The sequence below is a fragment of the Streptomyces sp. NPDC058534 genome (assembly GCF_042717365.1).
In the GTDB taxonomy this organism is placed as follows: Bacteria; Actinomycetota; Actinomycetes; order Streptomycetales; family Streptomycetaceae; genus Streptomyces.
The window spans coordinates 37,480-47,606 of the sequence record NZ_JBHXNW010000006.1 but is presented as its reverse complement, the minus strand read 5'-3'; the positions used below and the strand labels follow the sequence as shown (position 1 = coordinate 47,606).

Sequence of the window (10,127 nt, the reverse complement as noted above, 5' to 3'; positions counted from 1 at the left end):
CGGGGGCGGGGCGCGCCCCGCACACTAACACAAACACCACCCTGGGGGGCGCGGCCGCCCCCCGGGCCCGCCCCCCCCCCCCCCCTCTCACATCGCTTCAGCGAGAGCAGAGCGCTCAGGCAGCGACGACCTCGACGCTCACCTTGGCGTCAACCTCGGGGTGCAGACGCACGGACGTCTCGTGAGCACCCAGGGTCTTGATCGGCGAGCCCAGCTCGATGCGGCGCTTGTCGACCTCGGGGCCACCGGCAGCCTTGATCGCCGAAGCGACGTCGGCCGGGGTGACGGAACCGAAGAGACGACCGGCGTCGCCGGAGCGGACGGCCAGACGGACCTTCACACCCTCGAGCTGGGCCTTGACCTGGTTGGCCTGCTCGATGGTCTGGATCTCGTGGATCTTGCGAGCACGACGAATCTGCTCAACGTCCTTCTCGCCACCCTTGGTCCAGCGGATCGCGAACTTCCGCGGGATCAGGTAGTTGCGAGCGTAACCGTCCTTGACGTCGACGACGTCGCCCGCGGCACCGAGGCCGGAGACCTCGTGGGTGAGGATGATCTTCATTAGTCGGTCACCCTTCCCTTATCGCGCGGTGGAGGTGTAGGGCAGCAGCGCCATCTCACGGCTGTTCTTCACGGCCGTGGCGACGTCACGCTGGTGCTGGGTGCAGTTGCCGGTCACGCGGCGGGCACGGATCTTGCCACGGTCGGAAATGAACTTCCGCAGCATGTTCGTGTCCTTGTAGTCCACGTACGTGACCTTGTCCTTGCAGAACGCGCAGACCTTCTTCTTCGGCTTGCGCACAGGCGGCTTAGCCATGATGTCTCTCCTGTGTGATCAAGAAGTGTGGGGTGGAGCCCGCCCTAGAAGGGGGGCTCGTCCGAGTAGCCGCCACCGCCGCCGGAGCCGCTGGAGCCACCGCCCCAGCCGCCGCCCTGCTGGCCGCCACCCTGCTGGCCACCGGCGGGAGCGCCGGCCGCCCAGGGGTCGTCGGCCGGAGCGCCGCCGCCCTGCTGGCCGCCACCGGGGCCGCCGCCCCAGCCGCCGCCACCCTGGCCGCCACCGCCGCCGTAACCGCCCTGGCCACCGCGGCCCTGGCCCGAGGTCTTGGTGACCTTGGCCGTGGCACTGCGCAGGCTGGCGCCGACCTCGTCGACGTCCAGCTCGTAGACCGTGCGCTTGACGCCCTCACGGTCCTCGTAGGACCGCTGCTTCAGCCGGCCCTGCACGATGACGCGCATGCCTCGCTGGAGCGACTCGGCGACGTTCTCCGCCGCCTGACGCCAGACCGAGCAGGTGAGGAAGAGGCTCTCGCCGTCCTTCCACTCGTTGGTCTGGCGGTCGAAGGTGCGGGGGGTCGACGCGACACGGAACTTCGCGACGGCCGCACCGGACGGGGTGAAGCGCAGCTCGGGGTCGTCGACAAGATTGCCGACGACCGTGATGACGGTCTCGCCTGCCATGGGGGTACCTCTCGGCGGGTTTGCTGCTCTGGCTGCTTGGTTGCTGCTACTCGGATCCCGGGATCAGCTGAGCGGAAGGCTCAGTGCATCTCGGGACGGAGGACCTTGGTCCGGAGGACCGACTCGTTCAGGTTCATCTGGCGGTCGAGCTCCTTGACGACCGCAGGCTCGGCCTGCAGGTCGATGACCGAGTAGATGCCCTCGGGCTTCTTCTTGATCTCGTACGAGAGACGACGACGGCCCCAGGTGTCGACCTTCTCGACCTTTCCGCCGCCGTCACGGACGACAGAGAGGAAGTTCTCGATCAGCGGGGAGACAGAACGCTCCTCGAGATCGGGGTCGAGGATGACCATCACCTCGTAGTGACGCATGTGGAACCCACCTCCTTTGGACTCAGCGGCCACGGTCGTTCCGTGGCAGGAGGGTTGCGATGCGTTGGCACCGGTATCAACGAGTAAACCAGGACCCACTGACAATCGGGCCTCCTCCTGGGAGGCGGCCCGGCCCGTGGGAGGCAGCAGACACCAGTGCAGAAGCTACAGAGTACCCGGCCGCGCGCTTGCGGTTGAAATCCGGCCCCGAGGGGACACAATCGATACCCAGCGGATGTGATAGGGCGATGTCACACTGCCTTCGGCAGGAGGTTCCCCATGGCACAGATCATGCGACCGGCGAGGCCCCGGACCGGCCTGCTGGCCACCGACGGCAAACCGCACCCCCTCCAGCACGCGCTTCTGGCCGTGACCCTGCTGCTCGCGGTGCTCGCCCTCGCCACGGCGAGCTTCCGGGGACTGCACGTCCTGACCTCCTGGGCGGGGCTGCTCGGGGTCCTGACCGGCGGATATGGCCAGTACGTCTCCGAGACCACGCGGGAGCGCTTCGGTCTGGTGCTGGGTCTCGGAGCCTCCGCGGCCGGACTGTTCTTCGGCATCTATCACGGCGGACTCATCGGCTGAGCCGTTCGCCGCCCGACCGCCGGACCACCCCTTCCAGCCGTACGCCGGACGGGGCGCTCACAGGGCGCAGTAGGCTTCGCGCGAGAGCCGGAGCCCCTGTACCCATGGGGACACACCAGCCCGAGGAGCGCCCCGAATGAGTCTGACCCTGAGGACCATCAGCCGCGAGCAGCATCTGGCCTACATCCAGAGCCTGCCGGCGGCTAGTCACATGCAGGTCCCGGCATGGGCAGACGTCAAGGCGGAATGGCGCTCGGAGAACCTCGGCTGGTTCGACGACCGGACCGGTGAGCTGGTCGGCGCGGGTCTGGTGCTGTACCGGCAGCTGCCCAAGATCAAGCGCTACCTCGCCTACCTCCCCGAGGGCCCGGTCATCAACTGGTTCGCGCCGAACCTCCAGGAGTGGATGGAGCCCATGCTGGCGCACCTCAAGCAGCAGGGCGCCTTCTCCGTGAAGATGGGCCCGCCGGTGATCATCCGGCGCTGGGACGCCACGTCCATCAAGAAGGGCATCCAGGACCCCGACGTCAAGCGCCTGCGCGACATAGAGGCCGACCACATCGAGCCGCGCGCCTTCGAGGTGGCCGACAAGCTGCGCCGCATGGGCTGGCAGCAGGGCGAGGACGGCGGCGCCGGCTTCGGCGACGTACAGCCCCGCTACGTCTTCCAGGTGCCGCTGGCCAACCGGTCCCTGGAAGAGGTCCACAAGAACTTCAACCAGCTCTGGCGCCGCAACATCAAGAAGGCCGAGAAGGCCGGCGTCGAGGTGGTCCAGGGCGGCTACCACGACCTGGAGGAGTGGCAGCGCCTGTACGAGATCACGGCCGTGCGCGACCACTTCCGGCCGCGTCCGCTGTCGTACTTCCAGCGCATGTGGGCGGCCCTCAACAACGAGGACCCCAACCGCATGCGGCTGTACTTCGCCCAGCACAACGGGGTGAACCTGTCGGCGGCGACCATGCTGGTCGTCGGCGGGCACGTCTGGTACTCCTACGGCGCCTCCGACAACATCGGCCGCGAGGTCCGGCCGTCGAACGCCATGCAGTGGGCGATGCTCCGCGACGCCTACGCCCTCGGCGCGACCGTCTACGACCTGCGCGGCATCTCCGACTCCCTGGACGAGAGCGACCACCTCTTCGGTCTGATCCAGTTCAAGGTGGGTACGGGCGGTCAGGCGGCCGAGTACCTCGGCGAGTGGGACTTCCCGCTGAACAAGCTGCTCCACAAGGCGCTCGACATCTACATGTCGCGCCGCTGACCCCGCACCCCTCCCTCATCCCGCACCTCTGACAGCCACGAGAAAGGTCCCAGGTCCGGCCATGGCGCTCACGCTCTACGTCGACACCGCGCGCTGGCGGGCGCACCACAAGCACGTGCAGGAGCAGTTCCCCGGGCTGGTCCCGGTCTGCAAGGGCAACGGCTACGGCTTCGGACACGAGCGGCTGGCGGACGAGGCCACGCGGCTCGGCTCGGACGTACTGGCCGTCGGCACCACGTACGAGGCGGCCCGGATCAAGGACTTCTTCGGTGGTGACCTGCTGGTCCTGACGCCGTACCGGCGCGGTGAGGAGCCCGTTCCGCTGCCCGACCGCGTCGTGCGCTCGGTGTCGTCCATCGACGGCGTGTACGGCCTCGTCGGCGCCCGTGTGGTCATCGAGGTGATGTCCTCGATGAAGCGGCACGGCATCAGCGAGCAGGACCTGCCCCAGCTGCACGCCGCCATCGAGAACGTCCGGCTGGAGGGCTTCGCCATCCACCTGCCGCTCGACCGTACCGACGGCTCGGACGCCGTCGAGGAGGTCATCGGCTGGATGGACCGGCTGCGCGCGGCCCGGCTGCCGCTGCACACCATGTTCGTCAGCCACCTCAAGGCCGATGAACTGGCCCGGCTCCAGCAGCAGTTCCCGCAGACCCGGTTCCGCGCCCGGATCGGCACGCGGCTGTGGCTCGGCGACCACGAGGCGACCGAGTACCGCGGTGCGGTCCTGGACGTCACGCGGGTCGCCAAGGGCGAGCGCTTCGGCTACCGGCAGCAGAAGGCCGCCTCGGACGGCTTCCTGGTGGTCGTGGCGGGCGGTACGTCGCACGGTGTGGGTCTGGAGGCCCCGAAGGCGCTGCACGGCGTCATGCCACGGGCCAAGGGCGTCGCCCGGGCCGGCCTCGCCACGGTCAACCGCAACCTCTCGCCGTTCGTCTGGAGCGGCAAGCAGCGCTGGTTCGCGGAGCCGCCGCACATGCAGGTGTCGATCCTGTTCGTGCCCTCGGACGCGGCGGAGCCCACGGTGGGCGACGAGCTGGTGGCCCATCTGCGGCACACCACCACGCAGTTCGACCGCATCCTCGACCGCTAGCGCACCGGCCGCGGCCCACGCACCGGCCGTACACGGCGTCTCCGTGTACGGCTCTTCTCCGTGTACGGCCCCGCACGCGTTCACTCAGAGCGAACCGCCGGTCTGTCGTCGCGTGCCCCACTTCACCCGTGGGCCCTCGAACCGGGCCGCGTACTGCTCGGCCTGAGCAGCAGGACCCAGGACGAAGACGTCCTCGGCGCCGTCGAGCACGCCGCCCGACGGGTCGTCGTCGCCCGTCCGCCGGACCGGGTCCCGGTCCGGCATCAGGATGTCGCGCACCACCATCACGCAGAGGAACAGCGTTCCCAGCAGGTGCACGGCGATGGCCCAGTGGTAGCCGTCCGTGGGCAGACCCTTGTGGGCGTCGCCGCTGGTCGTGTACGCGAGGTACATCCAGATGCCGAGGAAGTAGGCCACCTCGCACGCCTGCCAGATCAGGAAGTCCCGCCACTTCGGCCGGGCCAGCGCGGCCAGCGGCACCAGCCACAACACGTACTGCGGTGAGTAGACCTTGTTGGTGAGGATGAAGGCCGCCACGATCAGGAAGGCGAGCTGGGCGAACCGCGGACGCCGGGGGGCGGTCAGCGTGAGCGCCGCGACGGCGCCGCAGCACAGCAGCATCAGCAGCGTGGCAAGGGTGTTGACGGTCTCGGTGCTGGGCGGGTTGTCGGTGTTCTGGACCAGGATCAGCCAGAAGGAACCGAAGTCCACGCCGCGTTCCTGGCTGAACGTGTAGAACTTCGACCAGCCGTCGAAGGCGAAGAGCATCACCGGCAGGTTGACCACGAGCCAGGCGCCGGCCGCGCCTCCCAGGGCCTTTCCGAACTCCCGCCATCTACCGGCGCGCCAGCACAGGACGAGCAGGGGGCCGAGGATCAGGAAGGGATAGAGCTTGGCGGCCGTGGCGAGGCCCAGCAGCACGCCGAAGGCCACCGGGCGCTCCCGTGACCACATCAGCATCGCGGCGGCCGTCAGGGCGACCGCCAGCAGGTCCCAGTTGACGGTGGCGGTCAGCGCGAAGGCGGGCGCCAGGGCGACCAGCAGACCGTCCCAGGGGCGCCGGGTGTGCGTGCGGGTGACGCAGACCGCGATGACGGCCGCGCAGACCATGAGCATCCCGGCGTTGACCATCCAGTACCACTGCTCCTGGTCCTGGATGGTGCCGCTGCCCGGCGTGAGCCAGGTCGCGACCTCCATGAACACTCCGGTCAGCACGGGGTACTCCAGGTACTCCATGTCACCGGGGAGCTTGTCGAAGTACGGCACGAGCCCGTCGACGAAGCCACGCCCCTGGTAGAGGTGCGGAATGTCCGAGTAGCAGGCGTGCGTGTACTGGGAACTGGCACCGAAGAACCAGGCCCCGTTGTAGCAGGGTGCCTTCTGGACCAGGCCGAGGGCGAACATGCCGATCGCCACGAGTGCGATCACGCGCACGGGGGTCCACCAGGACGTGCCGAGCAGTGCACGCCGGCCCACAGGGCCGCCGATCAGCTCGCTGCCGGCCGCGGCGACCGTGTCCTCCCTGGTCGGCCGCACCGGGTCCGGCTCGTGCACGCTCGCTGGCGTCGATTCTGCACTGGGCATGGGGCACATCCTGCCGTACGCACCTGGGAACACGCGGGGGCCGCCTCACCCTGGTGGATGCGGCGGCCCCTGTTTCACGTGAAACTTGCGGCCGTTTCACGTGTTTCACGTGAAACAGTCAAGCCGGACTTTTCGGCGACTAGCCGTTCGGACCCCGGATGAATCCGCCGCCGCTGTCGTCCTCTTCCCCGGTTCCACTGGGTGACGTCGAGGGCGATGGACTGTTGCCAGTCCCCCCTGAATCGGTGCCGCCGTTGTCGTTGCCGCCGTTGTTCCCGTCGTCACAGTTGAAATCGAAGGGACGGCAGGACTCGGTCGGCGTGGGGGAGGGGGAGGTCTCGGTCTTGCTGGGCGACGGAGTCGGGGACGGAGTCGTCTCCTCCTCCGTCTTGGAGGGCGAGGGAGTCGGGGTCGGCGACGGGGTGTCGTTGATGACCTCGCCGATGGGCTCGGGCTTCGGGAACTTCTCGGCCTTCTCGCCCTTCATCGCGTCTTCCATGTAGTCCTGCCAGATCACGGACGGGAAGGACGCACCGTGGATCTTCTCCTCGCCACCCGTTCCGTACATCTCCAGGAACGAGCGGTTCTTGATGGTCTCGTCGTCCGGGTAGCGGAACATGCTGATCGCGGTCGACAGCTGCGGGGTGTAGCCGACGAACCAGGCGGACTTGTTGCCGTCCGTGGTACCGGTCTTGCCCGCCACCTCACGACCCTGGAGCTGGGCGTTGGTACCCGTGCCGTCCTCGACGACGGTCTTGAGGACGTCCGTGACGTTGTCCGCGACCTTCGCGGTGAACGCCTGCTTGGTCTCCACCTTGTGCGAGAAGAGCGTGCCGTCCTTGTTCGACACCTTGGTGACCGAGAACGGCGCGCGCTGCTTGCCGCTGTCCGCGAAGGTGGCGTACGAGCCCGCCATACGGATGGCACTCGGGTCCGAGACACCGATGGAGAACGAGGGGTAACCCGCTCCCGCCAGGCTGTCCTCCAGGAGTCCCGCGTCGACCGCGGCCTCCTTGACCTTGTCCAGTCCGACGTCCATGCCGAGCTGGACGAACGCGGAGTTCACCGACTCCCGCATGGCCTCGCGAAGGTCGATCTTGTAGTCGGGCGCCTCACCGACGGAATCCTTGCCGTCGTTCTCCTGGCGCCACTGCTCGCCCTTCTCGTTCTGCCAGATCGACCCGTCGTAGTTCTTGATCTTGAGGTTGTTCTTGCCGCTGTACAGGCTCTTCGGGGAGACGACTGTGCGCTCGTCCTGGGGCTGAGTCTCGGCGCCGTCGGGATCGCGCACGCCCCACTTCATCGCCGCCGCGAGCACGTAGGGCTTGAAGGTCGAACCGACCTGGGCGCCGGTGACGTCGGCGTTGTTGGTGAAGTGCTTGGTGGCGTCCTCACCACCGTAGATGGCCTCGATGGCACCGGTCTCGGGATTCACCGAAGCCCCGCCGAACTGGACGTGGGTGTCCTTCTCAGGGCGCTTCTTGGGGTCGATGTTCTTCTTGTAGACCTTCTGGACGGCCTTCTCGAGCTCGTCGACCTTCTTCTTGTCAAAGGTCGTGTAGATCGAGTAGCCGCCCTTCTCCAGCTGCTGCTCCGACACCACGTCGTTCTTGATCACAGAGGACTTGGCCAGCCTGACGAGGTAGCCGATCTGGCCGCCCAGCTGCGCGTTCGACTCCGGGTTCTGCCATTTGGGGAGATCGGTGAACTTGGCCCGCTCCGCCTGGCTCAGATGCCCGTACTCCACCATCTTGTTGAGGGTGTCCTGCATCTGATTCCTGGCACGATCCTGGTTGGCCTTCGGGGTCGCACCCGTCGGGTCGATCGAGGTCGACCCCGCCGGGTCGTAGTACGTGGCGCCCTTGAGAACCGCCGACAGGAAGGCGCACTGTCCGGCGTTCAGGTCGACGGCGTCCACGTTGAAGTACGCCCGTGAGGCGGCCTGGATGCCGTAGGCACCGCGGCCGTAGTACGCGGAGTTGAGGTAGCCCTCAAGGATGTCGTCCTTGGGCTCCTCGGCACCGACCTTGATCGAGACGAAGATCTCCTTCACCTTGCGGGAGATCGTCTGCGACTGGTCGTTCAGCATCGCGTTCTTCACGTACTGCTGGGTGATGGTGGAGCCACCCTGCGTGTCACCGCCCTTGGCCATGTTGAACACGGCGCGGGCGATGCCCTTGGGGTCGATGCCGCTGTCGGAGTAGAACGTCTTGTTCTCCTGGGAGATGATCGCGTTGCGCATCTCCTTGGGGATCTGGGAGAGGTCGACGCTCTGCCGGTTGCGCTCACCACCCGTGGCGACCATCTGGCTGCCGTCGGCCCAGTAGTAGACGTTGTTCTGCGCCGTGGCCGAATCGTCGACGACGGGGACGCTCACCATGGCGTAGGCGATGCCCGCGGCGGCCACCATGGTGCCGAAGAAGCCGATGCACAGCCCGGAGACGAGCTTCCAGGAGGGCACCCAGCGGCGCCACCCGTCCCGGTCGTAGCGCGGATAGTCGATCATCCGCTTCTTACCGGCCACGGCGGCGGCTCGCCGGCCACCGCGGCCCGGCTCGGCCGCTCTGCGGCGGCCACCGCCCCGCTGTGCCGCGCGCCGGGCTTCGGCGCGACTGCTGTACGGACGCTCCTCGCTCTCCGGACCGTACGAGCCGGACGGAGACCCTGTGGCGTCTCGCGGTGCCGCACGGCGGCCGGAGGACGAGCCGGACTGACCGCGTCGGGCCGCGGCACGTCCGCCTCCCTGCGGCTGCGGCGCTTTGCGACGGTGCTCGCTCATCGAACGACTACTCCTCGGGCAGGCGCACCTTTGCGCACCTGGAAAAGGCGGCTGGTTTCCGGTCCCCCCGAAGTACGGATGCGGCCCCTTCCGCATTCACCCGTACTGCACCAGGGACAGGGACGCCCCAGGGCGTCAGTCGGTTCCCGGTGGTTTGCATGGCGCACAGACTACGCACCGTCAAAACCCCCGAGGCCCGAAGTTCACCTCAAATCAGGCAACTTGCTCACGATGAAACCCTGATGTGATCCCGTTCACCACGCCCCCTCTTGTCGCACGCGCAACCTCGTTCTATCGTGCTGATGTATCGAGCCGATACATCAGCGCGGCATAAGGGCGAGAGGAGGCGACGATGAGCCGGCGATCCGGCATCCTCGAGTTCGCCGTACTCGGCCTGCTCCGCGAGTCCCCCATGCACGGCTATGAGCTGCGCAAACGGCTCAACACATCACTGGGTGTGTTCCGGGCGTTCAGCTACGGGACGCTCTATCCCTGCCTCAAGACGCTGGTCGCCAACGGCTGGTTGATCGAGGAACCCGGGAACATCGGCGAGGCCGCGGCCTCCCTCACGGGACGTCGCGCCAAGATCGTCTACCGGTTGACGGCCGACGGTAAGGAACATTTCGAGCAGCTCCTTTCACAGACGGGCCCGGAGGCGTACGACGACGAGACCTTCGCCGCTCGCTTCGCGTTCTTCGGGCAGACGTCACGTGACGTACGCATGCGCGTGCTCGAGGGCCGGCGCAGCCGGCTGGAGGAGCGCCTGGAGAAGATGGGGGCCTCCCTGGCCCGCACCCGGGAGCGGCTCGACGACTACACGCTTGAGCTCCAGCGCCACGGAATGGAGTCCGTGGAGCGCGAGGTGCGCTGGCTGAACGAGCTCATCGAGAGCGAGCGGGCGGGGGGGGGCGCGCCCCCCCGCCCCCCCCCGCGGCCCCGCCCCCCACCCCCACACACACCTCCGCCCCCGCGCGGCCCGCGCGCCGGCGCGGGGGA

The 10,127-nt window shown here is 67.9% G+C and carries 10 protein-coding genes; 4 read left to right on the top strand and 6 right to left on the bottom strand.

What is annotated here, in order from left to right:
- Positions 1 to 115: 115 nt before the first annotated feature.
- The 4 genes from rplI to rpsF all read right to left on the bottom strand — a co-directional run bounded on the left by rplI (position 116) and on the right by rpsF (position 1,832).
- A complete protein-coding gene (gene rplI, locus ACFWR9_RS04995) occupies positions 116 to 562 on the bottom strand; it encodes a 50S ribosomal protein L9 (RefSeq protein WP_007388913.1) in 447 nt (148 codons plus the stop codon).
- A gap of 18 nt (positions 563 to 580) precedes the next feature.
- A complete protein-coding gene (rpsR, locus tag ACFWR9_RS04990) occupies positions 581 to 817 on the bottom strand; it encodes a 30S ribosomal protein S18 (RefSeq protein ID WP_003949403.1) in 237 nt (78 codons plus the stop codon).
- 44 nt (positions 818 to 861) lie between these two features.
- On the bottom strand, positions 862 to 1,461 hold the full coding sequence (locus tag ACFWR9_RS04985; RefSeq protein ID WP_383835624.1) for a single-stranded DNA-binding protein: 600 nt from the start codon (positions 1,459 to 1,461) through the stop codon (positions 862 to 864).
- Between the two features lie 80 nt (positions 1,462 to 1,541).
- Positions 1,542 to 1,832 (bottom strand): 30S ribosomal protein S6, encoded by a 291-nt coding sequence (gene rpsF / locus ACFWR9_RS04980; protein ID WP_003975025.1) that lies wholly within the window; start codon positions 1,830 to 1,832, stop codon positions 1,542 to 1,544.
- A 279-nt stretch (positions 1,833 to 2,111) separates the two neighbouring features.
- Between rpsF and ACFWR9_RS04975 the strand changes: the two genes are divergently transcribed.
- The 3 genes from ACFWR9_RS04975 (at position 2,112) to ACFWR9_RS04965 (ending at position 4,768) form a co-directional block, all read left to right on the top strand.
- A complete protein-coding gene (locus ACFWR9_RS04975) occupies positions 2,112 to 2,417 on the top strand; it encodes a hypothetical protein (protein ID WP_383835621.1) in 306 nt (101 codons plus the stop codon).
- A 136-nt stretch (positions 2,418 to 2,553) separates the two neighbouring features.
- On the top strand, positions 2,554 to 3,675 hold the full coding sequence (gene femX / locus ACFWR9_RS04970) for a peptidoglycan bridge formation glycyltransferase FemX (protein ID WP_383835618.1): 1,122 nt from the start codon (positions 2,554 to 2,556) through the stop codon (positions 3,673 to 3,675).
- A 61-nt stretch (positions 3,676 to 3,736) separates the two neighbouring features.
- Positions 3,737 to 4,768 carry an alanine racemase gene (locus ACFWR9_RS04965; RefSeq protein WP_383835615.1) on the top strand — a complete coding sequence of 344 codons (1,032 nt, stop codon included), beginning with the start codon at positions 3,737 to 3,739 and terminating at the stop codon, positions 4,766 to 4,768.
- An 84-nt stretch (positions 4,769 to 4,852) separates the two neighbouring features.
- On the opposite strand, the gene ACFWR9_RS04960 is transcribed toward ACFWR9_RS04965, so the two are convergent.
- The gene (locus ACFWR9_RS04960) at positions 4,853 to 6,361 is read right to left on the bottom strand and encodes a glycosyltransferase family 87 protein (protein WP_383835612.1); all 1,509 of its coding nucleotides are present in this window, start codon (positions 6,359 to 6,361) and stop codon (positions 4,853 to 4,855) included.
- A 130-nt stretch (positions 6,362 to 6,491) separates the two neighbouring features.
- Positions 6,492 to 8,858, bottom strand: a complete 2,367-nt coding sequence (locus tag ACFWR9_RS04955; protein ID WP_383835958.1) for a transglycosylase domain-containing protein — start codon at positions 8,856 to 8,858, stop codon at positions 6,492 to 6,494.
- A 625-nt stretch (positions 8,859 to 9,483) separates the two neighbouring features.
- Here ACFWR9_RS04955 and ACFWR9_RS04950 point away from each other — a divergent pair.
- A partial coding sequence (locus ACFWR9_RS04950; RefSeq protein WP_383835609.1) for a PadR family transcriptional regulator occupies positions 9,484 to 10,127 on the top strand: 644 nt, incomplete at its 3' end.

Excerpts from the sequence above, each read along its gene's own strand:
- ACFWR9_RS04985 (WP_383835624.1), bottom strand. The coding sequence starts at position 1,461 with ATGGCAGGCGAGACCGTCATCACGGTCGTCGGCAATCTTGTCGACGAC.
- femX (WP_383835618.1), top strand. The coding sequence starts at position 2,554 with ATGAGTCTGACCCTGAGGACCATCAGCCGCGAGCAGCATCTGGCCTAC.
- rpsR (WP_003949403.1), bottom strand. The coding sequence starts at position 817 with ATGGCTAAGCCGCCTGTGCGCAAGCCGAAGAAGAAGGTCTGCGCGTTC.
- rplI (WP_007388913.1), bottom strand. The coding sequence starts at position 562 with ATGAAGATCATCCTCACCCACGAGGTCTCCGGCCTCGGTGCCGCGGGC.
- ACFWR9_RS04965 (WP_383835615.1), top strand. The coding sequence starts at position 3,737 with ATGGCGCTCACGCTCTACGTCGACACCGCGCGCTGGCGGGCGCACCAC.
- ACFWR9_RS04955 (WP_383835958.1), bottom strand. The coding sequence starts at position 8,858 with ATGATCGACTATCCGCGCTACGACCGGGACGGGTGGCGCCGCTGGGTG.
- rpsF (WP_003975025.1), bottom strand. The coding sequence starts at position 1,832 with ATGCGTCACTACGAGGTGATGGTCATCCTCGACCCCGATCTCGAGGAG.
- ACFWR9_RS04960 (WP_383835612.1), bottom strand. The coding sequence starts at position 6,361 with ATGTGCCCCATGCCCAGTGCAGAATCGACGCCAGCGAGCGTGCACGAG.
- ACFWR9_RS04975 (WP_383835621.1), top strand. The coding sequence starts at position 2,112 with ATGGCACAGATCATGCGACCGGCGAGGCCCCGGACCGGCCTGCTGGCC.